27 protein-coding genes are annotated in these 24,781 nt (G+C 71.5%); 20 read left to right on the forward strand and 7 right to left on the reverse strand.

The genetic code is table 11. The features are described from left to right. The 4 genes from BLV96_RS40420 to BLV96_RS40435 all read left to right on the forward strand — a co-directional run bounded on the left by BLV96_RS40420 (position 1) and on the right by BLV96_RS40435 (position 4,256). Positions 1–984 (forward strand): ABC transporter permease, encoded by a 984-nt coding sequence (locus BLV96_RS40420; protein ID WP_086672168.1) that lies wholly within the window; start codon positions 1–3, stop codon positions 982–984. After that, positions 981–1,976 (forward strand): ABC transporter ATP-binding protein, encoded by a 996-nt coding sequence (locus BLV96_RS40425; RefSeq protein ID WP_167379899.1) that lies wholly within the window; start codon positions 981–983, stop codon positions 1,974–1,976. Before BLV96_RS40420 ends, BLV96_RS40425 begins: the two co-directional genes overlap by 4 nt. Positions 1,977–2,018: 42 nt before the next feature. Further along, complete coding sequence (locus tag BLV96_RS40430) at positions 2,019–3,422, forward strand: GH1 family beta-glucosidase (protein ID WP_086672172.1); 1,404 nt, start codon at positions 2,019–2,021, stop codon at positions 3,420–3,422. 123 nt (positions 3,423–3,545) lie between these two features. Next, on the forward strand, positions 3,546–4,256 hold the full coding sequence (locus BLV96_RS40435; protein ID WP_086672174.1) for a DUF2306 domain-containing protein: 711 nt from the start codon (positions 3,546–3,548) through the stop codon (positions 4,254–4,256). On the opposite strand, the gene BLV96_RS40440 is transcribed toward BLV96_RS40435, so the two are convergent. Next, entirely contained in the window at positions 4,201–5,367 is a 1,167-nt protein-coding gene (locus BLV96_RS40440; protein ID WP_086672176.1) for an acyl-CoA dehydrogenase family protein, read from the reverse strand. The two genes, BLV96_RS40435 and BLV96_RS40440, sit on opposite strands and share 56 nt — an antisense overlap. Beyond that, positions 5,364–7,706: a bifunctional salicylyl-CoA 5-hydroxylase/oxidoreductase gene (locus BLV96_RS40445; protein WP_086672178.1), complete on the reverse strand. Its 2,343-nt coding sequence runs from the start codon at positions 7,704–7,706 to the stop codon at positions 5,364–5,366. Before BLV96_RS40445 ends, BLV96_RS40440 begins: the two co-directional genes overlap by 4 nt. A gap of 67 nt (positions 7,707–7,773) precedes the next feature. Between BLV96_RS40445 and BLV96_RS40450 the strand changes: the two genes are divergently transcribed. Beyond that, positions 7,774–8,169, forward strand: a complete 396-nt coding sequence (locus tag BLV96_RS40450; protein ID WP_086672180.1) for a RidA family protein — start codon at positions 7,774–7,776, stop codon at positions 8,167–8,169. On the opposite strand, the gene BLV96_RS40455 is transcribed toward BLV96_RS40450, so the two are convergent. Further along, positions 8,156–8,998, reverse strand: coding sequence for a PaaX family transcriptional regulator (locus BLV96_RS40455; protein WP_086672182.1), 843 nt, complete (start codon positions 8,996–8,998; stop codon positions 8,156–8,158). The two genes, BLV96_RS40450 and BLV96_RS40455, sit on opposite strands and share 14 nt — an antisense overlap. 52 nt (positions 8,999–9,050) lie before the next feature. On the opposite strand from BLV96_RS40455, the gene BLV96_RS40460 reads away from it, so the two are divergent. Genes BLV96_RS40460 through BLV96_RS40470 form a run of 3 tightly spaced genes read left to right on the forward strand, consistent with a single transcriptional unit; the run spans position 9,051 to position 10,836 of the window. After that, the gene (locus tag BLV96_RS40460) at positions 9,051–9,725 is read left to right on the forward strand and encodes a GNAT family N-acetyltransferase (protein WP_086672184.1); all 675 of its coding nucleotides are present in this window, start codon (positions 9,051–9,053) and stop codon (positions 9,723–9,725) included. Positions 9,726–9,769: 44 nt separating this feature from the next. Next, positions 9,770–10,417, forward strand: a complete 648-nt coding sequence (locus BLV96_RS40465) for a cytochrome P450 family protein (protein ID WP_143051093.1) — start codon at positions 9,770–9,772, stop codon at positions 10,415–10,417. A 59-nt stretch (positions 10,418–10,476) separates the two neighbouring features. After that, positions 10,477–10,836 (forward strand): PLDc N-terminal domain-containing protein, encoded by a 360-nt coding sequence (locus tag BLV96_RS40470; RefSeq protein ID WP_086672188.1) that lies wholly within the window; start codon positions 10,477–10,479, stop codon positions 10,834–10,836. Here the strand turns inward: BLV96_RS40470 and BLV96_RS40475 are convergent. Continuing rightward, entirely contained in the window at positions 10,833–11,297 is a 465-nt protein-coding gene (locus BLV96_RS40475) for a MarR family winged helix-turn-helix transcriptional regulator (RefSeq protein WP_086672190.1), read from the reverse strand. The two genes, BLV96_RS40470 and BLV96_RS40475, sit on opposite strands and share 4 nt — an antisense overlap. Before the next feature lie 105 nt (positions 11,298–11,402). Here BLV96_RS40475 and BLV96_RS40480 point away from each other — a divergent pair, with 105 nt between their 5' ends. Further along, positions 11,403–11,825, forward strand: a complete 423-nt coding sequence (locus BLV96_RS40480; protein WP_086672192.1) for a nitroreductase family deazaflavin-dependent oxidoreductase — start codon at positions 11,403–11,405, stop codon at positions 11,823–11,825. A 3-nt stretch (positions 11,826–11,828) separates the two neighbouring features. On the opposite strand, the gene BLV96_RS40485 is transcribed toward BLV96_RS40480, so the two are convergent. Then, positions 11,829–13,088 (reverse strand): FAD-binding oxidoreductase, encoded by a 1,260-nt coding sequence (locus tag BLV96_RS40485; RefSeq protein WP_086672194.1) that lies wholly within the window; start codon positions 13,086–13,088, stop codon positions 11,829–11,831. 70 nt (positions 13,089–13,158) lie between these two features. Between BLV96_RS40485 and BLV96_RS40490 the strand changes: the two genes are divergently transcribed. From BLV96_RS40490 to BLV96_RS40505, 4 genes are read left to right on the forward strand one after another with little or no spacing between them, the layout of a single operon-like run. After that, positions 13,159–14,037, forward strand: coding sequence for a LysR family transcriptional regulator (locus BLV96_RS40490; RefSeq protein ID WP_086672196.1), 879 nt, complete (start codon positions 13,159–13,161; stop codon positions 14,035–14,037). 32 nt (positions 14,038–14,069) lie between these two features. Continuing rightward, positions 14,070–14,861 (forward strand): oxygenase MpaB family protein, encoded by a 792-nt coding sequence (locus BLV96_RS40495; RefSeq protein ID WP_086672198.1) that lies wholly within the window; start codon positions 14,070–14,072, stop codon positions 14,859–14,861. Between the two features lie 48 nt (positions 14,862–14,909). Then, positions 14,910–16,475 (forward strand): hypothetical protein, encoded by a 1,566-nt coding sequence (locus BLV96_RS40500; RefSeq protein WP_244180853.1) that lies wholly within the window; start codon positions 14,910–14,912, stop codon positions 16,473–16,475. A 35-nt stretch (positions 16,476–16,510) separates the two neighbouring features. After that, positions 16,511–17,470: a DNA polymerase domain-containing protein gene (locus BLV96_RS40505; protein ID WP_086672200.1), complete on the forward strand. Its 960-nt coding sequence runs from the start codon at positions 16,511–16,513 to the stop codon at positions 17,468–17,470. On the opposite strand, the gene BLV96_RS40510 is transcribed toward BLV96_RS40505, so the two are convergent. Then, the gene (locus BLV96_RS40510) at positions 17,467–18,216 is read right to left on the reverse strand and encodes a CDP-alcohol phosphatidyltransferase family protein (protein ID WP_086672202.1); all 750 of its coding nucleotides are present in this window, start codon (positions 18,214–18,216) and stop codon (positions 17,467–17,469) included. The two genes, BLV96_RS40505 and BLV96_RS40510, sit on opposite strands and share 4 nt — an antisense overlap. Positions 18,217–18,293: 77 nt before the next feature. Here BLV96_RS40510 and BLV96_RS40515 point away from each other — a divergent pair, with 77 nt between their 5' ends. Genes BLV96_RS40515 through ribA form a run of 6 tightly spaced genes read left to right on the forward strand, consistent with a single transcriptional unit; the run spans position 18,294 to position 23,239 of the window. Next, positions 18,294–19,256, forward strand: coding sequence for a zinc-dependent alcohol dehydrogenase (locus tag BLV96_RS40515; protein WP_086672204.1), 963 nt, complete (start codon positions 18,294–18,296; stop codon positions 19,254–19,256). Positions 19,257–19,287: 31 nt separating this feature from the next. Further along, positions 19,288–19,686 (forward strand): 6-pyruvoyl trahydropterin synthase family protein, encoded by a 399-nt coding sequence (locus BLV96_RS40520; protein WP_086672239.1) that lies wholly within the window; start codon positions 19,288–19,290, stop codon positions 19,684–19,686. After that, positions 19,683–20,750 (forward strand): glycosyltransferase family 4 protein, encoded by a 1,068-nt coding sequence (locus BLV96_RS40525; RefSeq protein WP_086672206.1) that lies wholly within the window; start codon positions 19,683–19,685, stop codon positions 20,748–20,750. Before BLV96_RS40520 ends, BLV96_RS40525 begins: the two co-directional genes overlap by 4 nt. Next, the gene (locus BLV96_RS40530; protein ID WP_086672208.1) at positions 20,747–21,571 is read left to right on the forward strand and encodes a methyltransferase domain-containing protein; all 825 of its coding nucleotides are present in this window, start codon (positions 20,747–20,749) and stop codon (positions 21,569–21,571) included. Before BLV96_RS40525 ends, BLV96_RS40530 begins: the two co-directional genes overlap by 4 nt. Beyond that, on the forward strand, positions 21,568–22,572 hold the full coding sequence (locus BLV96_RS40535) for a lysylphosphatidylglycerol synthase transmembrane domain-containing protein (RefSeq protein WP_208608457.1): 1,005 nt from the start codon (positions 21,568–21,570) through the stop codon (positions 22,570–22,572). The genes BLV96_RS40530 and BLV96_RS40535 overlap by 4 nt, the downstream gene beginning before the upstream one ends. 13 nt (positions 22,573–22,585) lie before the next feature. Next, a complete protein-coding gene (gene ribA / locus BLV96_RS40540) occupies positions 22,586–23,239 on the forward strand; it encodes a GTP cyclohydrolase II (protein WP_167379900.1) in 654 nt (217 codons plus the stop codon). On the opposite strand, the gene BLV96_RS40545 is transcribed toward ribA, so the two are convergent. Continuing rightward, positions 23,228–23,926, reverse strand: coding sequence for a creatininase family protein (locus BLV96_RS40545; RefSeq protein ID WP_086672210.1), 699 nt, complete (start codon positions 23,924–23,926; stop codon positions 23,228–23,230). The genes ribA and BLV96_RS40545 overlap by 12 nt on opposite strands. A 29-nt stretch (positions 23,927–23,955) precedes the next feature. Between BLV96_RS40545 and BLV96_RS40550 the strand changes: the two genes are divergently transcribed. Continuing rightward, positions 23,956–24,756, forward strand: coding sequence for an inositol monophosphatase family protein (locus BLV96_RS40550; RefSeq protein ID WP_086672212.1), 801 nt, complete (start codon positions 23,956–23,958; stop codon positions 24,754–24,756). Positions 24,757–24,781 lie beyond the last annotated feature (25 nt).

Raw genomic sequence — 24,781 nt, forward strand, 5'->3', positions numbered from 1 at the left:
ATGGCCGTACCCGCGGCGGACGTCAAAGCCGCCCAAGCCCTCCCCGTCGACGCCGTCGTGCGCCGGAAGCGGTTCCGCTTCCTGACCGGCGGCAAGACCGCCACCGGGCTCGCGGTCATCGTCTTCTTCGTGGTGATCGCGATCATCGGGGACTGGATCGCGCCGTTCGACCCGTCGGCGCGCAGCAACGACCTGATGGAAGCGCCGTCGGGCCGGCACTGGTTCGGCACGACCCACCTCGGCCAGGACATCTTCAGCCAGGTCGTGGTCGGCACCCGCAGCGTCATGCTGGTCGGGCTGACCGCCGGGATCGTCGCGACGATCCTCGCGGTGCTCGTCGGCGTGACGTCCGGCTACCTCGGCGGGACGCCCGGCGAAGGGCTGTCCGCACTGTCCAATGTGTTCCTGGTGATCCCGGCGCTGCCGCTGATCATCATCATCGGCAGCGCGGTGCCCACCGGCGGCGACTACCTGGTGGCCGTCATCATCGGGTTCACGTCGTGGGCGTGGGGCGCGCGAGTGCTCAGGGCGCAGACGCTTTCGTTGCGCGGCCGGGAATACGTCGAAGCGGCCCGGGCGACCGGCGAGTCGACGTGGCGGATCATCTTCTTCGAGATCCTGCCGAACCTGACCGCGGTGATCGCGTCCAGCTTCGTCGGCACGGTGATCTTCGCGGTGATGTCGGAGATCACGCTCGCGTTCGTCGGCGTCTCGGGACTGTCCAACTGGAACTGGGGCACGATCCTGTTCTGGGCGCAGAGCCAGCAGGCCCTCGCGCAGGGCGCGTGGTGGTGGTTCGTGCCCGCCGGCCTGGCGATCGCGATCCTCGGCACCGCGTTGTCCCTGCTCAACTTCGGCATCGACGAGTTCGTCAGCCCGCGGCTGCGCGGCAGCGGCAAGGCACGCGTCAAGGGCGCGGACGGACGGACGCATCGCATGCGCGTGGGCTTCACGCCCGTGCTCGGGCGGGAGGAACAGTCATGATGGACCCGGTCCTGGAGATCAAGGGCCTGGACGTCGACTACGGCGTCGGCGACGAGGCCGTGCGCGCGGTCCGGGACGTGCACCTGACGCTGCACCGCGGCGAAGTGCTCGGCCTGGCCGGGGAGAGCGGCAGCGGGAAGTCCACTTTGGCCTACGGGCTGACGCGGCTGCTCGCGCCGCCGGGTGTGATCCGCGGCGGCCAGGTGATCTACCACCCCGCCGACGGCGAGCCCTACGACGTCCTTCGATTGACGGACAAGCAGCTGCGGGACTTCCGGTGGGCGGAAACGTCCATTGTGTTCCAGGGTGCGATGAACTCGCTGAACCCGGTGCACAAGGTCGTGACGCAGCTGGTCGACGTCATCAAGGCGCACGAGCCCCGCACGAGCCGGGCGAGCCGGGTGGCGCGGGCCCGTGATCTGCTCAAGCTGGTCGGGATTTCGGCCGACCGGCTGGAGGCGTACCCGCACCAGCTCTCAGGCGGCATGCGCCAGCGCGTGATGATCGCGATGGCGCTGGCGCTCGAACCGCGCGTCGTCATCATGGACGAGCCGACGACGGCGCTCGACGTCGTCATGCAGCGGCAGATCCTGGGCCAGCTCGTGGAACTGCGTGAGCGGCTGGGCTTCTCGGTCCTGTTCATCACGCACGACTTGTCGCTGCTGGTCGAGTTTTCGGACCGGATCGCGATCATGTACGGCGGCCGGATCGTCGAGCAGGCACCGGCGTCGGCGCTCTACCGGGACGCGCTGCACCCGTACAGCTTCGGCCTGCTGAACTCGTTCCCGGCGCTGCGCGGCCCGCGCCGCGAGCTGGCCGGGATCCCGGGATCACCGCCGGACACGCGCGGCATGCCGGCCGGCTGCGCGTTCCACCCGCGGTGTCCCAAGGCCTTCGAGCCGTGCGACTCGAAGGTGCCCGAGCTGGGCTTGCCCGGCGGCGACCCGTCGCGGGAAGTGGCTTGCTTCCTGCACCCGGTCGCGACCCCCTGAACGCCGTCTGTCCTATCCGGTCCCACCTGGAGGAGACCCGCCTTGACCGAGACCACCGCCGCGACCGCCGAACAGCAGGCGCTGATCGACACGCTGCCGCCGGACTTCCGCTGGGGCGTCGCCACCGCCGCCTACCAGATCGAAGGCGCGGTCGCGGAAGACGGGCGCACTCCGTCCATTTGGGACACTTTCTGCCAGGTCCCCTGGGCGATCGACAACAATGACAACGGTGACATCGCCTGCGACCACTACCACCGGATGCCGTCGGACATCGAGCTGGTGCGCGAGCTCGGCGCGGACACCTACCGGTTTTCCGTGGCGTGGCCCCGAGTCCAGCCGCGTGGCCGCGGCGGCGTCAACGAGGCCGGGATCGGGTTCTACGACCGGCTGGTCGACGAGACGCTGAACCGCGGGATCACGCCGTGGCTCACGCTGTACCACTGGGACCTGCCGCAGGAGCTGGAGGACGCGGGCGGCTGGCCGGCGCGTGACACGGCGTACCGGTTCGCGGACTACGCAATGCTCGTGTTCGACCGGCTGTCCGATCGTGTGCGGCACTGGACGACGTTGAACGAGCCGTGGTGCTCGGCGATGCACGGGTACGTGCACGGCGTGATGGCGCCCGGGCGGCGCGACTACGCGGCGGGGCTGCACGCGGTGCACCACCTGCTGCTGGGTCACGGGCTCGCGGTGCAGCGCATGCGCGAGGCGGCCCCGGCGGACACGGAGTTCGGCATCACGCTGAACATGTGCACGGCGGACCCGGCGACGGAGTCCGAAGAGGACGTCCGCGCGGCGCGGCAGGCGGACGGCCTCGGCGTCCGGGTCTACCTGGACCCGCTGGTGCACGGCCGCTACCCGACCGACGTCGTGGACGACTTGGCCTCGCGGGGCGTAAAGCTCCCGATCCAGGACGGCGACCTCTCGGTGATCTCGACGCCGCTGGACTTCCTCGGCGTGAACTACTACTTCGGCCAGCAGTTCTCGGGCGTGGACGAGAGCGGCGCTTCGGTGGACGAGGACGGGGTACCGGCATCGCGGGTGGTCCCGTTCGGCGAGCCGACGACGGCGATGGGCTGGGAGATCCTGCCGGGCAAGTTCACGGAGCTGCTGACCCGCTTGGGCCGCGACTACCCGGGCTTGCCGATGTACATCACGGAGAACGGCTCGGCGTTCGACGACGACCCGGACTCGTCGGGGTTCGTGCGTGACGAGCAGCGGACGGCTTACTTGGCTTCGCACATCGCTGCGGTGGCGGCGGCTCGTGAGGCCGGGGCGGATGTGCGTGGGTATTTCGCTTGGTCCCTTTTGGACAACTTCGAGTGGGCGTACGGCTACGCGAAGCGGTTCGGGCTGATCCGGGTGGACTACGAGACGCAGGAACGCACGATCAAGCAGAGCGGCTACTTCTACCGCGACACGGTGCGCCGGGTCCGGGGCAGCTGAGCAAGGTCACCTGATCGGGGGTGGGGTACGCCCCACCCCCGCGCCGGTGGTGCGCACCATGGTTCGCGCTGCCGTGCCACCCCTAACGTCGGCTGGGACGGATCCCGACGACGGAGGGGAATCATGGCAGTCCGAACCGCGGCCCGGCCCGTACCTCAGACGACGCGAAAGTCCTGGTGGCGGCGTCCGTGGATCGGTCCGCTGGCCCTGCTCGTCCTTGCCTTCCTGTCCTTCTCGCTGCCGCCTTACCTGGCCCTCGACCCCGCCCAGTCGCGGGTTCCGCAGCCCGATGGCTTCCCCGCGCACTACTGGTTCCTCGTCGGGCACGTCGTCTTCGGCTCGATCGCCATGGGTGGCGCCGTCCTGCAGATCTGGCCCTGGCTGCGGCGGACGCACCCCGTGATCCACCGCAACGTCGGCCGCGCCTACGTCTTCGCCGGCGTGCTGCCCTCCGGGCTGATGGCCCTCACCATCGGGTCGCAGAGCCCGTTCGGCCCGGTCACCCGGGTCAGCGACGTGCTCGGGGCCGTGCTGTGGATCGGGTGCACCATCGCCGGCTGGCGGGCGGTGCGCGAGCGGCGCTTCGGCGACCACCGCAAGTGGATGATCCGCAGCGTCACGCTGACCTTCTCGATCATCGTCAACCGCGTGATCTCGCCGATCGCGATGATCATCCTGGAACCGCAGATCCCGACCACCTTCGGCGGCAGCACGCTCGCCTACAGCCAGAGCGTCGGCGCCATCTCCGCCTGGGGCGGGCTGGCCTTCGCGGTCATCGTCAGCCAGCTGATCCTGGAGCGCCGGCCCGCGAAGAAGCCAGCCAGCGTGCGATGATCGTCCGCTGGATCTCCGACGCCCCTTCGTAAATGCGTGGCGCGCGGACTTCCCGGTAGAGGTGCTCGAGCAGGTGCCCGCGTCGCAAGGCGCGGGCACCGTGCAGCTGCACCGCCGAATCGACGACGAACTGGGCCGCCTCCGTCGCGAACAGCTTCGCCATCGCCGCGCGGCCGCCCAGGTTCTGCTCGCCCGCGTCATACGCACCCGCGGCCGCGTACACCAGCAGACGCGCCGCCTCCGTGCGGGTGGCCATCTCCGCCAGCGCGTGCGCCACCGCCTGCTGCTTGATCAGCGGACCGCCGAACGCTTCCCGTTGACTCGTATGGGAAACAGCAGCGTCCAGCGCCGCCTGGGCCATTCCGACGGCGAACGCGCCGACGCTCGGGCGGAACAGGTCCAGCGTCCGCATCGCCACCGCGAACCCTCGGTTCTCCTCGCCGAGCAGCTCCTCGCGCCGGACCTCGACGCCGTCGAACGTGACCGTGCCGATCGGGTGCGGGCTCACCAGGTCCAGGTGCTCGCCGCCCAGGCCGGGGCGGTCGGCCGGGACGACGAACGCGCTCACTCCCCGGGAACCGGCGTCCGGCGTGGTGCGCGCGAACACCGTGTAGAAGTCGGCTTCGGGCGCGTTCGAGATCCACATCTTCGAGCCCGTCAGACGCCAGCCGTCGCCGTCGGGTTCCGCGGCCAGCGACAGCGCCGCCGCGTCGGAACCGGCGTCCGGCTCGGTCAGCGCGAACGCCGCCACCGCGTCGCCGGCCGCCACCGCGGGCAGCCACTTCGCGACCTGACTGTCCTGTCCGGACTGCAGGATCGGGTAACTCCCCAGGCCCTGCAACGCGAGTGCCGTCTCGGCCTCGGTGTTCACCGTGGCCAGGTTCTCGCGCAGGATGCAGAGGTCGGTCGCCGCGGCCTGGCGGGACGGCGACCCCGAAGAGACGCCGGGGAACAGCCGCGCGAGGAGGCCGAGCGCGCCCATCTCCTTCAGGAGAGGCCGGTTCACCGCACCCTCCACACCGGACTCGGCGAGCGGACGCAGCTGCTCCGCACCCAGCCGCCGCACCTCCGCGGCGAACGCCTGCTGGTCGGGGTCGAGGGTGAAGGTCATGACGGAGCTCCCGGTCGCCAGCGGGCATGGGCGGTCCCCGTCGGCCCGGAGCGGACGAGGTCGAGACGCGGCTCCGGCCCGTCGCTGCGGCCGGTCTGCGGCTTGCGGCTGCCCGCGGCGAACGGCTTCGGCCACGGCAGCGGATAACCCTGCTCGGCCGCCACGTGCAGCGTCCACTGTGGATCGTAGAGGTGCGTGCGGCCCAGTGCGCAGAGGTCCGCGCGGCCGGCCAGGATCAGCGAATTGACGTCGTCGTACGACGAAATCGCGCCGACCGCGATCACCGCGATCCCGTACTCGAGCCCGACCTCGTTGCGGATCCGGTCGGCGTACGGCGTCTGGTAGCTGCGCCCGTACTGCGGACGTTCTTCAGTGACGACCTGGCCGGTCGAGACGTCGATGCCCGCGGCGCCGTGAGACGCGAACGCGCGCGCGATCTCGACGGCGTCGTCGGCGTCGATGCCACCTTCGCACCAGTCGGTCGCCGAGATCCGGACGGTCATCGGCCGCTCGGCGGGCCAGACGGCCCGCACCGCGTCGAAGACTTCCAGTGGGAAGCGCAGCCGATTTTCCAGTGAGCCGCCGTAGGAATCGGTCCGCTGGTTGGTCAACGGCGAGAGGAACGACGACAGCAGGTAGCCGTGTGCACAGTGGAGTTCGAGGACGTCGAACCCGGCGCGAGCGGCAGCCTCCGCGCACGAGACGAACTGCGACCGGATCTCGGCGAGGTCCGATGTGGACAGTTCACGCGGGACCTGGTTCCGCGAGGAGTACGGCAGCGCCGAGGGGCCGCAGACTTCCCAGTTGTCCGACGGCAACGGCTCGTCGATGCCGTCCCACATCAGCTTGGTCGACCCCTTGCGCCCGGAGTGTCCCAATTGGACACCGATGCGTGCGGGAGACTGCGCGTGCACGAAATCGACGACGCGCTTCCAGGCTGCTTCCTGCTCGGCCGTGTACAACCCGCCGCAGCCCGGGGTGATCCGGCCTTCGGGGGAGACGCAGACCATCTCCGTCATCACCAGCCCGGCGCCGCCGAGGGCCTTGCTGCCCAGGTGCACCAGGTGGAAGTCACCCGGGACACCGTCCGCAGCGGAGTACATGTCCATCGGGGACACGATGATCCGGTTGGGCAGCTCCAAGCCACCCAGGGAGAACGGCTGGAACATCGGCGGCCGCGACGTCGTCCCGAGTGACCGCGCGAACCAGTGGTCCAGCTCGGCCGCGAACTCGGGGTCGCGCAGCCGGAGGTTGTCGTGGGTGACGCGGCGGCTGCGCGTGAGGATGTTGAACGCGAACTGCGGCGGTTCCTGGTGGGTGTACTGCGCGATGTTCTCGAACCACTCCAGGCTCGCCTGCGCGGCCCGCTGCGTCGACTGGACGACCGGACGCCGTTCCAGCTCATAGGCTTTCAACGCCGAAGCGACGCCGTCGTTCTCGTGCAGGCACGCGGCCAGCGCGAGCGCGTCTTCCATCGCCAGCTTCGTGCCGGAGCCGATCGAGAAGTGCGCGGTGTGCGCCGCGTCCCCGAGCAGGACGACGTTGCCGTGCACCCACGTCTCGCAGCGCACCGTGCCGAACGAAACCCACTTCGAGTTGTTCGCCATGATCTTGTGGTCGCCCAGGACGTCGGCGCACAGCTCGCGGATCAACGCGATCGACTTCTCGTCGCTTTCGCCCGGCGGCAGCGACGCCGCCGCGATCGGCCCGAACGTCCGCTGCCAGACGTCCTCCTGCACCTCGAGGATGAACGTGGAGCCGTCGCGGCCGTACGGGTAGCCGTGGATCTGCATGATCCCGGCCGGCGTCTCGAGGACGTAGAACTTGAAGGCGTCGAACACGAGGTCCGTGCCGAGCCAGATGTAGCGGCAGCGGCGGGTCTCGACGCTCGGCCGGAACGTCTCGGCGTACCGGGCCCGGATCGCGGAGTTGACGCCGTCGGCCGCGATGACGAGGTCGTAGCCCGAGAGGTCGGCCGGCGCCTCCTCGCGGAAGTGCAGACCGACACCGAGTTCGGCGCAGCGGCTCTGCAGGATGCCGAGCAGGCGCTTGCGGCTCATCGCGGCGAAGCCGTGGCCGCCGGAGGTGGTGACCGTGCCGCGGTAGTGGACGTCGATGTCGTCCCAGCGGGCGAACTCGGCCGTCATGGCCTCGTGGACGACCGCGTCGGCGTGCTCGATGCCGCCGAGCGTCTCGTCGGAGAACACGACGCCGAAGCCGAACGTGTCGTCCGGCGCGTTGCGTTCCCAGACGGTGATTTCGTTACCGGGACCGAGCTGCTTCGCCAGCGCGGCGAAGTACAGACCCGCCGGGCCGCCACCGATGACCGCGATACGCACGTCGTCGAGGATATGTCGTCACCGGTACGACCGTCAATAACGCGAAAGATGGCGTACGGTGTGCCGCATGGAACGCATCAACCCGCCGGAGCTGGGCAAGCCGTCCGGGTTCTCGCACGCGGTGGTGGCCGAGGGCCGGGTCGTCTTCCTCGCCGGCCAGACGGCGCTGGACGCGTCGAACAAGATCGTCGGCGACGGCGTGGTCGAGCAGTTCGAGCGCGCGCTGGGGAACCTGCTGACGTCGTTGCGCGCGGCGGGTGGCGTCCCGGAAGACCTGTGCAGCGTGACGATCTACATCGTCGACATGGCGGACTACCGGGCCCACGCGCGCGAGATCGGCGCGGTGTGGAAGCGGCTCGCGGGCACCGAGTACCCGGCGATGGCCGGCATCGGCGTCTCGCGGCTGTGGGACGAGGAAGCGTTGGTCGAGGTGCAGGGCTTCGCGGTCGTCAGCCGAAGCTGATCGACTTCGCGACGAACGCGCGGGCCGGGTCTTCCAGTTGCGCGTGCAGCTGGAAGAACAGGTCGGCCGCGCGGATGCCGGACCAGTCGCGGGGCAGGAACTCCGCGGGCAGGCCGGGGTCGAGGTAGGGCATCCGCCGCCAGCCGGTCAGCACCCGGACGTAGTCGGCGAAGGCCTGCTCGTCGGTCACCGACTCGCGCCGCAGCGCGGGGCCGTGCTCGTCGAGGAACGTCGTGTAGAGGTCGTCGAGCCGGTCGAGGTCCCACCAGTCGCGGACCTTCGCCCGGACGTCGCCGAAGGCCAGGTGGTCGGCGCGGAACAGGTCGGCGTACCCGGCCAGGCCGAGCCGCGTCAGCGCCTCCTCGGTCGCCGCGTGCAGGTGGGCCGGGGCGATCCAGACGCCGGAGGCGGCGGTGCCGAAGCCCATCCGGGCGAGCTGGGTGCGCAGCAGGTGGCGCTTGTGCCGCTCGGTCTCGGGCACCGAGAACACGGCGAGCAGCCAGCCGTCGGCGGGGGTCGCGCGCCCGCGGCGGAAGATCCGTTCGTCACCCTCGCGCAGGATGTCGCGGGCGTCGTCGGACAGCTCGTAGCCCGCGGTCGCGCCGCGGCGCACGGCTTCGAGGATGCCGCGCCGCTTCAGCCGCGAGATGGAGGAGCGCACGGCGGGCTCGTCGACGCCGACGGCGGCCAGCAGGTCGATGAGCGAGGCGACCGAGAGCCAGCCGCCCTCGGTGCGCGAGTAGAGGCCGTACACCGTCACGATGAGCTGGCGAGGCTGGGCCGCACGGCCGGAGCCGTCCAGTTCGGTTGCCTCGGGTACGGCCGTCATCGGGCCACAATAACGCCTCCCGCTCCGATCGCTCCGCTACGATTTCGCCGCGATGCTGCCAGCCACCAAGGGGATCTTCGACCGGCTCACCCGGCGGGGCCGTCTGATGACCAAACGGACCTGCGACCGGCAGGGCCACGTCCTGCGCGAGGGACGGTTCCTCTTCCGGACGCCGACCGCGTGGGAGTACGCCGCCGCCGTTGCCTGCGGCAGTGATCCCGCCGCTCAGCGGTGGCTCGGCTGGCAGGCCGACTCCATCGTCGCGCGGCGCGCGCGGGCCGATGCGCTGCGCGTCGTGCCCGGGACCGGGCCGGACTGGGTGTCGCCCGATCCGCAGTCGGTCGACCTCGTGATGATCGACGTCGAGGCCAACCGGTGCGTCGGGCTGGTGAGCGTGCACACCGGCGAGGACGGCGGCCCGGAGACCGGCGGCTACCTCGCGCCCGACTACCGCGGCCGCGGCAACGGCCGGATCCTCTTCGCGGCCGGCCTGACGCTGGCGCACGACCACCTCGGCCTGTCGCGCGTGCGCGCCGGCGCCGAGGTCGGCAACATCGCGAGCGCGCGCTCGCTGCAGGCCGCCGGGCTCGCGCGCGTCGCCGGGCCGCCGACGTACCGGCTGCCGGACGGCCGCGTCACCGAGGCCTGGTGGTTCGAACACGCCGTGCCGCGGGTGACGCGGTGCGGTGGCCCGCAGGCGACGTGGTTCCCGGCGTCGCTCCTGTAGACGCTTCGGCCGTCGCCGACGTTTTCCGTGGCTAGTTTTGCCTCATGACTTCGCTTTCCGCTCCCGTTCCGCCCGTTCCCGTCGATGTTCCGCTGGGGAGCGTCGCTTGGCTGCGGGCTTCGGTTTCCCGGTTCAGCAATGGTCCCGACCACACCCGTCGGCGCGCCCTCGGCGTTTCACTGCTGGCGGAGGTGGACCCGGAAGTGTTGCGGCGCAAGGCCTTCGAAACGGCGGGCGACGCTCGCGAGGTCGTCGTCGGGGTGCTGGCAGCGGAACTGGGACTGCCGGTGGTGCCTTCGGACGTCGTGGCGGTCGCGGCCGTCTACCACCCGCACGTGCCGTCGTCCGCGGCAGCCGAAGCCGCGCTGAGCCGGCTGGTGACGGCGTGCGGTGGGACCGCCGACGAACTCGCCGCCGCGCGGATCAGCCTGCTGATCCAGGCCTGCGAAGCCACCGCCGGGCTGATCGGCAAGGCGATTCCCTTGGTGCGGGCGGGAAAACGGCCCGAGGAGGCGGTGGCGGAAGTGCTGCGCGCGGACCCGCCGGTGTCGCACACCCGGCGCCGGGTGCGCGGCGAGGACGTCTTGGTGCCGCTGGCCGGGACGCCGTTCGGTGCGGGCCCGCGCGAGTGCCCGGGGCCGGCGCACGCGATCGCGCTCGCGACCGGCGTGCTCGCGGCGACCCGCGGCTGACCCCGCGGCGGGTTCTGCTACTAATTACGCCTTCATCTTCTTGGGGGAAGGCGCGGGAAATGCTGTATTTCGATGGCCTCTTGGGCTTCGTCACGCTCGGGCTGTGGATCTTCTGCCTGGTCGACGTGATCACGACGGACGAGTCGTCCTGCCGCAACCTGCCGAAGGGGTTGTGGCTGCTGGTCGTGCTGGTGGTGCCGCTGGTCGGGTCGATCGTCTGGCTGGTGGCGGGCCGCCCGCAGCACGTGGCGCGGGCGCGCGGGCCGTACGAGCGGAACGCGCCGGCGTACCCGGAGTACGACCGCCCGGGCCGGTTCGCGGCCGGGAACCCGGACGACGACGAGGAGTTCCTCCGCAAGTGCCGCGAACGCGCGGAGGCGCAGCGCAAGCTGGCCCGCGAAAAGCGCGCGGAGGACTAGCAGCTGGGGCCTTCGCACGTTCCGTGTTCGTAGGCCTCCAACGTCGAGATCACCAGCCGGCGCTCGGCCGGCGTCAACGGCGCCAGCGCGTTGCTCCACGCCTGCGCGCCGCGCGCGAGCCACGCGTCCACCGCCGGACGTCGTTCCGGCGTGATGCTCACGATCGTGCGGCGGCGGTCCGCCGGGTCCTCGTCGCGGTTCAGCACGCCCTGCCGGCTGAGGTCGCCGACCATCAGGCTCGCCGTCGTCGGCGCGACCTCCAGGCGGCCCGCCAGCTCGGTGACCGTCATCGGGCCGTCGAAGAGCAGGTACGACAGCAGCGACAGGTGCCGCGGCGCGAGCGCGCAGCCGTTCAGCTCCGCCGGGACCGGTGTTCGCTTCGCGCGGCCGACCAGGCGCGGCATCAGCAGCAGGAGCCGGCGCACGCCGTCTTCCAGGCTCAATCCGGCCTCCGTTGACACCGCCCGTCTCCCGTCGGTAGCTTTGTTTGCAAAGCAAACGCTTCTCGTAGTCCCGAACCTACCTCGCGACACGAACGAGCGTACCGGCCACAACCAGGGGATCCCATGACTACGCCAGCCGACATGAACGACTTCAACACCCAGGTCGTCGAGGAGTTCCGGGCCAACGAAGGCAAGGTCGGCAACTACTTCGAGGGCAAGAACGTGCTCCTCCTCACGACGATCGGCGCGAAGAGCGGCCAGGAGCGCCTGTCGCCGCTCGTCTACACCCGCGACGGCGACAAGTACGTCGTCGCCGCGTCCATGGGTGGCGCCCCGAAGAACCCGGCCTGGTTCCACAACCTCGTCGCCAACCCGAAGGTCACCATCGAGGTCGGCACCGAGACCTTCGAGGCCACCGCCACCGTGATCGAAGACCGCGCCGAGCGCGACCGCCTGTACGCGGGCATGGTCGCGCACGCCGAGGGCTTCGCCGAGTACGAGACGAAGACCACGCGGCTCATCCCGATCGTCGTCTTCGAGCGCTGACGCTCAGCCGAACCGCCCGGCCGGGTCGTACTTCGCCTTGAGCTGCTGCAGCCGGGCGCGGTCCCCGGCCGGGAAGGTCGCCGCCAGGTCCGCGGCCGGGTGTTCGCCGTAGAGGAACGGCAGCAGCCGGCCGGTCGACCACGGCGCCAGCGCGTCGAACAGCTTCGCGTGCGCCCGGCGGATCGCGTCGACGTCGTCCTCGACGACCGACAGCGCCCGCACCACGAACTCCGCCGCCGAGTCCCAACCGGCGCCCGCCGCCGGGCGACGGGCCAGTTCGCCGCCCAGCCGGTCGATGATCAGCACCGTCTCCGGTACCGCGTGTTCGACGACCGCCGCCAGCATCGCGTCGTTCAGCACCTCCACCGTCGCGTTCGTCCCGTGGTAGGGGTGCGGGTGCGGCGGGTCGCTCGCGATCGACCCGGAATCCGTGTACGGCAACCGCTTCAGCGTGTCCAGCAGGACCGGCGCGGCGGTCCGCAGCGGCTCGACGAGCCGGTCGCCGTCCTCGCCGAGGTAGGCGATCCGGACGTTGGCGACGTGCTTCCCGCGGATCGGTGCCGGCAGGAACGGCAGGTCGGGCAAGGCGACCAGCGCGATCGACGTCGTCAGCTCGTCGGGCGCGGCCACCGCCCACGTCCGCCACGCGCGCAGCACCTCGGGCAGGTCCGCCGCGTCGAAGTACAGCCCGCCGCCGTACAGCTCGGTGATCGGGACCAGGCCGAACTCCAGCGCCGTCACGATCCCGAAGCCGGCGCGGCCGCCGAGCAGGGCCCAGAAGAGGTCGTCTCCCGGCGTCACCGTGCGGAGTTCGCCGTCGGCGGTGACGACGTCGATCGCGCGGACGTGGTCGGCCGCGCGGCCGAAGCGCCGGGCCATCAATCCGAAGCCGCCGCTGAGCGTGTAGCCGACGACGCCGACGTCCGGTGACGAGCCGCTCAGCGGGGCCAGGCCGTGCTTCGCGGCGGCCTCGATCACGGCACCCCAGCGAACTCCGGCTTCGACCCGCGCGGTCTCGGCGTCGATCTCGACGCCGGTCATCCGGCGCGTGCTGATGAGCAGCCCGTCGGTGCCGGCGGTCAGGCCGTGTCCGGTGGCCTGGACGGCGACGGTCAGCTCGTGCTCGGCGGCGTACTTCACGGCGGCGACGACGTCGTCCGCGCTCTCGGCGGCGACGACCACCGCGGGCTGCGTGGCCACGGACGTCTGGAAACCGGCGATCTCTTCGGCGTAACCGTCCTGGCCGGGTCGGAATGTCTGCATGTCTCCAGCTTCGGACGGCGACGATCAGAAGTCCAAGATCTGGATTGTCTGACGACTAGAATCAACACTTATGGAACTGCACCAGCTCGCGTACTTCGTCGCGGTCGCGGAGGAAGGCAACTTCACGCGCGCGGCGGAACGGCTGCACGTCGCCCAGCCGGGGGTGAGTGCGCAGGTCAAGCGCCTCGAACGCGAGCTGGGGCAGGAGCTGCTGGACCGGTCGGGCCGCACGGTCCGGCTGACCGACGTCGGCGCCGCCGCACTGCCCCACGCCCGGGCGGCGCTGGCAGCGGTCAAAGGAGTACGCGAAGCCGTGGACGAGCTGGCCGGGCTGGTCCGCGGCCAGGTCGCGATCGGCGCGGTCACGTCGGCGGGGCCGGTGAAGCTGCCGGACCTGCTGGCCCGCTTCCACGAGCGCTACCCGGCGGTCGAGATCACGCTGTCCGAGGCGAACTCGGACACGATGCTGGCGGCCCTGCGCGAAGGCCGGCTCGACCTGGCCGTGGTCGGTTTGTCGACCGACCCACCGCCGGGCATCGCGACGCAGGTCCTGATCGACGAGCCGTTCGTGGCGGTGACGTCGGGTGTGCTGGCCGACCGCGCCGAGGTGACGATCGCGGACCTGGCAGGCCTGCCGTTGATGGCGTTGCCGAAGGGCACGGGACTGCGCACGGCGTTGGACGCGGCGTTCGCGCGGGAGGGGCTGACGCCGCGGATCGCGTTCGAGGCGGCGGACCCGAACGTCCTGGTCCAGCTGGCGATGCGTGACCTGGGGGTGGCGATCGTGCCGGAGTCGCTGGGCCGCTTCCACGAGGGCGAGCTGCGGGTCGTCACGATCAGCGGGCCGGGGCTGCGGGGTGTGCTGGCGTTGGCTTGGCGGACGGAGGGGCCGCTGAGCCCGGCGGCTCGGGCGTTGATCGCGTTCGCCCGGGGTAGCTACCGCTCTTGACACGTCGTCAACAGTGTCGTTCCCTGAAGAGCGTGACCGAGCTCCGGGACGCTGTCGTCGGGGCGGGGCTGCTGGCCGGCACCGCCAACGTGATCATGCAGCTGGCCCGCGCGCCCGTCGGGTACGGCGTGCTCGAAAGCAAGGTCGACAGCGGGAACCTCTTCCGGCACCCGCTCAAGCGGACGCGGACCACGCTGACCTACCTCGCCGTCGCCTCGATGGGCACCGACGCCGAACGCGCCGCCTACCGCCGCGGGGTCAACGCCGCCCACGCCCAGGTGCGGTCGAGCGACGGAAGCCCCGTCGCCTACAACGCCTTCGACACCGACCTCCAGCTGTGGGTCGCCGCATGCTTGTACAAGGGCTTCGAGGACGTCTACCTGGCCTTCGTCGGCGGCGATCCGGCCGGCTTCTACCGGGACGCCGCCCGGCTCGGCACCACGCTGCAGGTCCGCCCGGAGATGTGGCCCGCCGACCGCACTGCCTTCGAGGAGTACTGGGCCGCCGGGGTTGCCGCGACCGGCATCGACGACACCGTCCGCCGATACCTCACCGACCTCGTCGACCTGCGATATCTGCCTGCGCCGGCGGCCGCGGTCGGCCGGCGGTTCAGCCGTTTCGTGACGACGGGCTTCCTGCCGCAGCACTTCCGCGACGAGATGCGCCTGCCTTGGACGTCCGCCGACCAGCGTCGCTTCGAGGCGTTCCTCGCGAACGTCGGCCGGGTGACGCGCGTGCTGCCCGGACCCCTGCGGCGCTTCCCGTACAACGTCTGCCTCTGGGACCTGCGCCGCCGGCTGCGCACCGGACGTCCGCTGGTCTGAAGCACCTCGTTAAAGTGTCGGGTCGGCGAAGCCACCCGAGGGGATGCCATGACGGCGATCGATACCGGCACCGTGCCCGAAGAGACCAGGACCACCCGCCGCACGCCGTTGCTCGTCGTGTCGCTGGTCCTCGTGGCGCTCTTCCTCGTCGGTGCCTGGGCCGCCTGGTTCCTGACCATCGACGACGCGTTCATCAGCTTCCGCTACTCGGCGAACCTCGCGGCCGGCCACGGCCCGGTCTGGAACGTCGACGGGCCGCGCGTCGAGGGCTTCACGAACTTCGCCTGGGTCGTCTGGTCGGGGCTCGGCGCGTGGCTCGGGTTGGCGCTGCCGCTGTTCACCAAGGTGACGTCGCTGGTGCTCGGCCTGGGAACGCTGTACTTGCTGGTCCGCGAAGGCCATCGCCGCGCCGGGCTCACCGGTGTGCTCGTCGGGGCCGGCGCGTACGTCGTCTTCCTGCCGACCTACTTCCACATCACGGCCGGTCTCGAGACGGCCGCGTTCGCCGCGGTGCTGCTGCGCGTGGTCGTGCTCGGCCTGCGCGTGCTCGCGAGGGAGCCGGTGCGGACGTGGGAGCCGCCGGTGCTGCTGCTCCTGCTCGGCATGCTCCGGCCGGAAGGCGTGCTGGCCGCGCTGCCGGTCTTCGTCGTGTGGTTCGTGCGGGAACGCGGCACCAAGCGCTGGGTGTGGACCGGTGCAGCGGTCGTCGTCGGCGCCGCGTACTTCGTCTGGCGCTGGCGGTTCTACGGCCAGCTGCTCCCGAACACCTTCTACGTCAAGTTCGGCAACCTCGACTCCGGCTGGCTGTGGACGAAGCACACGACGCTGCTGCTCCTGCCCCTCCTGCTGCTGACCCTCTCGCTCCTGATCCGCAAGGCGACGCGGGCGACCGGCGGGCTCCTGGTCGGCACCGTCGCGGTCACCTACCTGACCTACGCGGTGTCGGGTCCGACCATGGACTACCTGGACCGCTTCGCCGACCACGCGATCCCGGTCCTCTGCCTCGGCGCCGGGATCGCCGTCGGGACGCTGACCCAGCGCCTCGTCGGAGCCGTGCTGGGGCTGGTCGCCGTCGGTTGGTCGGCCGTCGCCGGCGCGACCGCGCCCGACCTCGGCGTGATCGCCAACTACGGGCCCGACCTGCAGCGCGCGCACATCGCGATCGGGAAGGGGCTCGCCGAAGCGGACGTCCCGGCGCCGGCCCGCAGCCTCGCCGTCACCGACGCCGGCGCGATCCCGTACTACAGCGGCTGGGCTTCGATCGACTACATCGGCCTCAACGACGCGGCGATCGCCCGCGGCGCCGACCCGACGCAGGTCGTCATGCAGGCGCGGCCGACGGTGATCGTCGTGACCGCGAACGGCCCCGAACCGGCGGGCACGCGTTATGGCTTCGACTTCGCCAAGGCGACGGCGGGCTACGAAAAGGTGGCGGCGGTCGAGATGCGGGCCGGGTACTGGCAGGACGTCTACGCGTTGCCGCAGTACGCGTCGACGGTCGGCGAGCACGTCCGGCAGCGCGCCGACGCCGCCCGGCAGGTCAACGACCCGGACCGGGCGGAGGCCACCGTCGACCGCTGGCTCGACCGGCTCCGGAGCCAGCTGCCCTTCTGAGAGTTGACCGCTTCGCGCGATGACGCGAGGGTGGGCTGATGAGTGACGAGGTACGCCACGGCGTCAAGCTGAGCAGTCTCGACCAGGAGGTCTTCCCCGGCGCGGGGGTGACCAAGCGGGAGTGGCTCGACTACCTCGAAGCCGTCTCCGAGCGGATGCTGCCGGAACTGCGCGACCGGCTGCTGACCGTCCTGCGCGTGCTGCGCGGCCAAGGCCCGTTCATGCAGAAGAACCTGCCGAAGTACACGCCGGACTGGGTCGAGCGGGTCAGCGTCTGGGCCGAAACGTCCAAACGGGACGTCCACTACGCACTCTGCAACGACCTCCGCACGCTGATCTGGTTCGGCAACCAGCGGGCGATCGAGTTCCACACGTCGCTCTACCGCGGCGAACCCGGCAACGGCCCGACGCACCTGATCCTCGACCTCGACCCGCCCGAGGACGGCCCCTTCTCCCTCGCCGTCGGTGCCGCGAAGCTGGTGCGCGAAGCGTTGCGCAACGACGGTCTCGACGGCGCCGTGAAGACGAGTGGTTCCAAGGGCGTCCACGTCTTCGTGCCGCTCGCACCGGGCCAGGCGATCGAGGACATCGCCGCCGCGACACGGGCGGTCGCGGCCCGCGCCGAGCGCATCGACCCGGCGCTCGGGACGACCGAGTTCGTCAAGGATCGCCGTGCGGGCAAGGTGTTCCTGGATTCCACGCGTGCGGGCGGCGCGACCGTCGTGTCGGTCTACAGCCCCCGCCACCGGCCGGGCGCGCCCGTGTCGTTCCCGGTCCCGTGGGCCGATCTCGACGGCGTCAAGCCCGCGGACTTCACGGTGCGCACGGCCGCGGGGCTGCTCGGCGACGCCGTGGACGCGTGGACGGCGGAGATGCCGGAGCCGTTCACGCTGCCGGACGACCTGGTGGCGGAGGGGCACACGATCCCGATCGCCCGGGTGGTGGCGATGCACGAGGGCAAGCGCCGGGCCCGGGCCGCTCGCGAGTCGGGCTAAGCCGCCTGGTTGTGGCCGCGCCAGGCGGGACCGTGCAGGCGACGCGGGAGCTGGATGACCGCGACCGGCCGCTGCTGGGCGACGCGGTGGCGGGCCAGCCACACGGTGTCGCGGCCGAACGACCAGACCAGCGCCACCAAGGCGGCCACGACCAACGCGAACGAGAAAGCCCAAGGAAGCAGACCGGAAACCGCCACCAGCAGGACGACACCCTGCACCGCGGCGACCGTCTTGCGCGCCATGCTCGGGTACAGCGGCGCGGTCAGCCACGGCAGCGCCCACGACGCCGCAACGAATGCGTAGCGCATCAAGCCGATCGCGAGCACCCAGAGCCCCAGCGTCCGAGACACCTGGATGCACAGCAGCAGGATCAGGAAGGCGTCGACCTCCATGTCGAACCGCGCGCCGAACTCGGACGCCGTGCCCGTGCGGCGGGCGACCTGGCCGTCGAAACCGTCCATCGCCAGGGCCACCCCGACCAGCCCGACCAGCCACCACAGCGGGTGACCGCCGGCGGCGATCAGCTCGGCCGCACAGCCCACCAGGACCGCGCGGGCGAACGTGATCCAGTCCGCCGGGCCGAACGCGCCCCGGCCGCTGCGCCGCAGGCCCCAGCCCGTCAGCAGCACCAGCGCCACGCCGTACGCGAGCCCGGTCGCCCCGGCGAGGACACCGCTCGCGAAGACCCCGGCGGCGAGCACCGACAGGGGTACCACCGAGCGTAGGAGAACGTCGTTCTTGATCATCTTTCACTCCGCGAATCGGCACGGCTGCTCATAAGGTGGCGGCGACACAGCCTCCGGTCGCCTGCAAGGGAGAACACGTGGAACAGGCTTTCTGGGTTCAAAGCCCCGGCGAAGGCGCGCTCCGGCCGGTGGCCCTGCCCACGCCGGGAGAGGGCGAAGTTCTCGTCCGGACGCTGTGTTCCGGCGTCAGCCGCGGCACCGAAACGCTCGTCTTCCGCGGCGGTGTCCCGGCGAGCCAGCACGACGTCATGCGCGCGCCGTTCCAGGAGGGCGAGTTCCCCGGCCCGGTCAAGTACGGCTACCTCAACGTCGGCGTCGTCGAGGAGGGGCCGGCCGCGCTCAAGGGCAAGACCGTCTTCTGCCTCTACCCGCACCAGACCGCGTACGTCGTCCCCGTGAGCGCCGTGACCGTCGTGCCGGACGCCGTCCCGCCCGGCCGCGCGATCCTCGCCGGCACCGTCGAGACGGCGGTGAACGCCGTCTGGGACGCGAAGCCGAAGCTCGGCGACCGGATCGCCGTCATCGGCGCCGGGATGGTCGGCTGCAGTGTCGCGAAACTGCTCCAGGGCTTCCCGGCCACCCGCGTGCAGCTGATCGACGTCGACCCGGCACGCGCGGAGATCGCCGAGGCGCTCGGCGTCGACTTCTCGACGCCTGAAGCCGCTGAAGCCGGCTGCGACCTGGTCGTGCACGCGAGCGCGTCCGAGGCCGGGCTCGGACGCGCGCTGGAACTGCTCGCGCCGGAAGGCGTGGTCGTCGAAATGTCCTGGTACGGCGACCGCCGGGTGAGCGTGCCGCTCGGCGAGAACTTCCATTCGCGACGGCTCACCATCCGCAGCAGCCAGGTCGGGACGGTCGCGCGGCCCGACCGCGACTACGCCCAGCGGCTCGGCCTCGCCCTCGAACTGCTGGCCGATCCGGCGTTCGAAGCGCTGGTCAGCGACGAGTGCATGTTTGAAGATCTTCCAACCGTGTTACCCCGGTTGGCCGCGAATGAACTTTCCGCCCTCTGCCTCCGTGTTGTGTATCAGCCGCAGTGACCACGTCCACCCGAACGCATCGGAGGTCTTGGTGTTCAGCATCACCGTCCGTGACCACGTGATGGTCGCCCACAGCTTCCGCGGGGAAGTCTTCGGTCCCGCGCAACGCCTGCACGGCGCGACCTTCGTGGTGGATGCGACCTTCCGCCGCGCCGAGCTCGACGAGGACAACATCGTCGTCGACATCGGCAAGGCCACGGAAGAGCTCGGGGCGGTGCTGAGCGACCTGAACTACCGCAACCTCGACGACGAGCCGGTGTTCAAGGGCATCAACACCTCCACCGAGTTCCTCGCGAAGGTCATCGCCGACCGCCTCGCCGACGCCGTCCACGTCGGACGCCTCGGCGAAGGCGCGCGCGGCCTCGAAGGCATCGCCGTCTCGCTGAAGGAATCGCACGTCGCCTGGGCGAGTTACGAGCGTGCGCTGTGAACGCCCTGTACGTGGTCCTCCCCGGGGACGTCGACGACGCGTCCGTCCCGTCCGGCGGCAACACCTACGACCGCCGGCTGTGCGACCGGCTGGTCGAGGCCGGTTTCGACGTCCACGAGATCGCCGTCTCCGGCAGCTGGCCGCGCCCGGACACCGAGGCCCGCGCGGTCCTCGGGCACCTGCTGTCCGCGCTGCCCACCGGGACCGCGGTCCTGCTCGACGGCCTGGTCGCCTGCGGCGTGCCCGAGGTGATCGTCCCGCAGGCCCGCCGGCTCTCGCTGTCGGTGCTGGTGCACCTGCCGCTGGCCGACGAGACCGGCCTGCCGCCCGCGCTCGCCGCCGAGCTCGACGCGCTCGAGCGCGAGACGCTGCAGGCCGCGAGTTCGGTCGTCGCGACCAGCGAGTGGGCCGCGCGCCGGCTCGTCGAGCACCACGGCCTCGCCCCGCACCGCGTGCACGCCGTGCCGCCGGGCGTCGACCCCGCGCCGCCCGCGATCGGCACCGACGGGATGTCCCGGCTGGTCTGCGTGGCCAACGTGACCCCGCGCAAGGGCCAGGGGGTGCTCGCCCAGGCCCTGGAAACCGTCGCCGACCTGCGCTGGACCTGCGAATGCGTCGGCGGGATCCGCCGCGAGACGAAGTACGTCGAGCGGCTGCGCGAGCACCGGCTCGGCGCCCGCTTCACGCTCACCGGCCCGCGCACCGGCGCGGCCTTGGCCGCGACCTACCACACCGCCGACCTGCTCGTGCTGCCTTCGCGCGCCGAGACCTACGGCATGGTCGTCACCGAGGCCCTCGCCCGCGGCGTCCCGGTGCTGACCACCGACGTCGACGCGCTGCCCGACACCGTCGGCGTCGCGCCGGACGGGTCGGTGCCCGGCATGCTCGTGCCCGGCGACGACGTCGAGGCGCTCGGCGCCGCCCTGCGCCGCTGGCTCACCGAACCCGACCTGCGGACGCGGCTGCGCGCTTCGGCGAAGCTGCGCCGCGCGACCCTGACCGGCTGGGACGACACGGCCCGCCGGATCGCCGACGTCCTGCAGCGGCAGGAGGCGGCGGCATGAGTGAGTTCTCTTCGGACTGGCTCTACCTGCGCGAACCGGCCGACGCCGCGGCCCGCGCCGGCCGGCTCCTCGAACCCCTGCGGGAGTTCCTGCCCGCCGACTTCACCGTCCGCGACCTCGGCTGCGGCACCGGCTCGCTCGGCCGCTGGCTCGCCGCGCGGCTGCCCGGCACCCAGCACTGGATCCTGCACGACCACGACACGGCGCTGCTCGACCACGCCCGCGCCGCCCTGCCGGCCGCCGCGCTCGACGGCAGCCCCGTCGACGTCGTCGCCGAACAGCGCGACGTCACCGCGCTGCGGGCCGCCGACCTCGCCGGGACGTCGCTGGTCACCGCGTCCGCGCTGCTCGACCTGCTGACCCGGGACGAGGTCACGGCCCTGGCCAAGGCGGTCGTCGAGGCCGGCTGCGCGGCGCTGCTGATGCTCTCGGTGACCGGCCGGGTGGAGCTCTCGCCCGCCGACCCGCTCGACCCCGCGATCGCCGCCGCGTTCAACGCCCACCAGCGCCGGATCGCCGGTGGCCGCCGGCTGCTCGGCCCGAACGCCGTGGACGTCGCCGCGACCGCGTTCGACCGGCTCGGCGCCACCGTGCGGCGTGCTGAAAGCGCCTGGCGGCTCGGCCCCGACCAGGCGGAACTGCAGCGGCAGTGGCTCGAAGGCTGGGTCGGCGCCGCCGTCGAGCAGCTGCCGGAACTGCGCCCGGTCGCCGACGTCTACCTACAGCGCCGGCTCGAGATGGCCCAGGCCGGCGAGCTGCGCGCGGTGATCCACCACGGCGACCTGCTGGTCCTGCCGCCGAGCCTGGAGGTGGCGGCGTGAAGCGCGCGCTGGCCTGGCTGCGGATCCTCGGCGCTTTCGCCATCCTCGGCGTCCTCGTCTGGCAGCTCGGCAGCGACGCCTTCCTCGACGGCCTCGGCCGGATCAGCACGCCCGGCGTGCTGGCCGCGCTGGTCATCGGCTTCGCGACGACGGTGTTCAGCGCGGGCCGCTGGCAGATCGTCGCCACCCGGCTCGGCCTGCGGCTTTCAGTGCGCACCGCGGTCGCCGACTACTACCGCGCGCTGTTCCTCAACGGCGTGCTGCCCGCGGGCGTCCTCGGCGACGTCCACCGCGCGGTGCAGCACGGCCGCGACTCGGGTGACGTGCCGCGCGGCGTGCGCGCCGTCGTCCTGGAGCGCACGGCCGGCCAGCTCGTGCTGATCGCGTCCGCCGTCGCCGTCGTGCTGGTGTCGCCGGAGGCCGTCCCGGGCGCGTTCCGCGAGGTCGTGACCAGCGCCGGGATCGTCGTGGTGCTGGCCGCCGTCGCCGCGGTCGTCGCCGGCCGGGTGTTCGGCGGGCGCTGGATCCACAGCCCGTCGAAGGTCCGCCGCGGCTTCGCCGTCACCCTCGCCGACCTGCGGCTGGGCCTGTTCACCCGCGAGACGTGGCCCGGCGTGGGCTTCCTGTCGGTCGCGACGCTGGCCGGGCACCTGGCGCTGTTCGTCGTCGCCGCCCGCGTCGCCGGGGTCGACGCGCCGGTCGGGCAGCTCGTGCCCCTGATGGTCCTCGCGCTGCTCGCGATGGGCCTCCCGCTCAACGTCGGCGGCTTCGGCCCGCGCGAGGGCGTCTGCGCCCTGCTCTTCGGCGCGGCCGGTCTGGGCGCCGCCCAAGGTGTCACCGTCGCCGTCGTCTATGGCGTGCTCACGCTGGTCGCGAGCCTGCCCGGCGCCGGTGTCCTGCTCGTCCGGAGCGTCGCTGGGGTGCGCCGGACGGAGCTTTCACGTGAAAGCGATCCGGAGGCAGTAACTCCCCTTAGCTTTCACGTGAAAGCTCGGGGATAGAGAGGTGGAGACCATGACCGCAAGCGAAAGCATCGGGGACCTGCCGCACCGGGCCGTGGTCGAGCGGGTCGTCGAGACCCGGCTGCCGACCCGGCACGGGACGTTCCGCGCGGTCGGCTACCTCGACCGCGCCGGCACCGAGCAGGTCGCGCTGGTGTACGGCGAGATCTCGCCGCTCGGCGCCCTCACCCGGGTGCACAGCGAGTGCCTGACCGGCGACGTCTTCGGCTCGACGCACTGCGAATGCGGCGACCAGCTGGCGGCGGCGCTGGACCGGATCGTCGAGGAGGGCTCGGGCGTGCTGGTGTACGTCCAGGGCCACGAGGGCCGCGGCATCGGCCTGCTCGCGAAGCTCGAGGCGATGCGGCTGCAGCAGGACGAGGGACTCGACACGGTCGACGCGAACGTGGCGCAGGGCCTCCCGGTCGACGCCCGCGACTACCACGCGGCGGCGGGCATCCTGACCGACCTCGGCATCCGGTCGGTGCGGCTGCTGTCGAACAACCCGCAGAAGGTCGAGCAGCTCACCCGCTACGGAATCCGGATCAGCGAGCAGGTGCCGCTGCTGGTTCCGCCGAACCCGGAGAACCTGCGGTACCTGCGGACGAAGGCCGAGCGGATGGCCCACCTGCTCCCGCACCTGGACCAGGTCTTCTCAGGCGCCTAGCGCCTCGAGGACCCCGGCGAAGCGCTGGACCAGCGTGTCGAGCACGACGTGCCCCTTCGCCGCGGTCGCCAGCGACGGGCGGCCGACCACCCCCGACTCCGTGTACGCCCGCAGGCCCAGCGTCAGCAGGTGCTCCCGGTCGGTGACGTGGTCGGCGTCCTCGTGACCCGGCCGGACGAGGTGGGGGTGCGCGTGCAGCAGGATCGACGTCTCCAGCTCGCCGGCGTGCATGTCGTCGTCCAGCGACGTCCGCAGGCCGGCCGCGGTGTGCGCGGCCTGCCAGTCCGCGACGCCGGGGTACAGCGCCATCGCGCCGGCGGCCTCCTGGACCACATTGGACAGTACGTAGTTGCCGCCGTGCCCGTTGACCAGCACGAGCCGTCCGACCCCGGACGCCTTCAGCGACGCGGCGACGTCGGTGACCACGGCGTGCAGCGTGCGGGCCGAAATGCTCACCGTGCCGGCCCACCCCGCGTGCTCGTGCGAGCACGAGATGGTGATCGGCGGCAGGTGGAGCACGGGGTACGCCTCGGCGACGGCCTTCGCGAGCGTCGCCGCGATGACCGTGTCGGTGGACAGGGGGAGGTGGGCGCCGTGCTGCTCGAAGCTGCCGACCGGCAGCACCGCGACCGACGCCCCGCGGGCCTGCTCCTCGACGGTGGTCGTGAGCGGGAAGAGGTCGGTCATGAGCACGTCCCTTTACTTAGGTTGGAGTCATGAGCGAGCATGCCGCACTACTCGACGTCGCGCGCGAAGCCGTGGCGAAGGCGACGGAGATCGTCCGGTCGCGCCCGAGCTTTTCCGTTTCCGCGAAAGGTGATCGCGACCTGGTGACCGACGTCGACACGGCGGTCGAGGACGCGCTGCGGGAGTTCCTCACCGCGGAGACGCCGGAGATCGGCGTCCTCGGCGAGGAGCGCGGTCGCAGCGGCGACGACGGTGGTCGCTGGTGGGCGCTCGACCCGATCGACGGCACCGCGAACTTCGCCCGCGGAATTCCGCTCTGCGGGATTTCCCTGGCCCTGGTGGACGGCGAGCACAGCACGGTCGCCGCGATCGCGTTGCCGTACCTCGGCGTCACGTACACCGCGGCGCGCGGCGAAGGTGCTTTCGCGAACGGAGAGCGCGTCGGCGCGTCCACCGCGACGGAGCTGTCGGACGCCATGATCGCCGTCGGTGACTTCGCGATCGGCCGGCTGGCGGAAGAGAAGAACGCGACGCGCCTGCGGCTGCTGTCGGACCTCGGCGCGCGGGCGCAGAAGATCCGGATGCTGGGCACCGCGGCCATCGACCTCGCCTGGGTGGCGGACGGAAAGCTCGACGCCGCACTGATCTTGTCCAACAACCCGTGGGACACCATGGCCGGCGTGCTGCTCGTGCGCGAGGCCGGCGGGGCCGTCGTGGACCGCGACGGCAGCGAGCACACGGTCGGTTCGTCGTCGACGATCGCCGTCGGTGCGGGGCTGCGCAACGAGATCGTGGACGCACTTGATCGCGCGTACGGGGTTGTTCGTTAAGATTTGCGGGTACACGGTGGGCAGC

This window comes from Amycolatopsis pretoriensis, assembly GCF_900107925.1.
GTDB lineage: Bacteria > Actinomycetota > Actinomycetes > Mycobacteriales > Pseudonocardiaceae > Amycolatopsis > Amycolatopsis pretoriensis.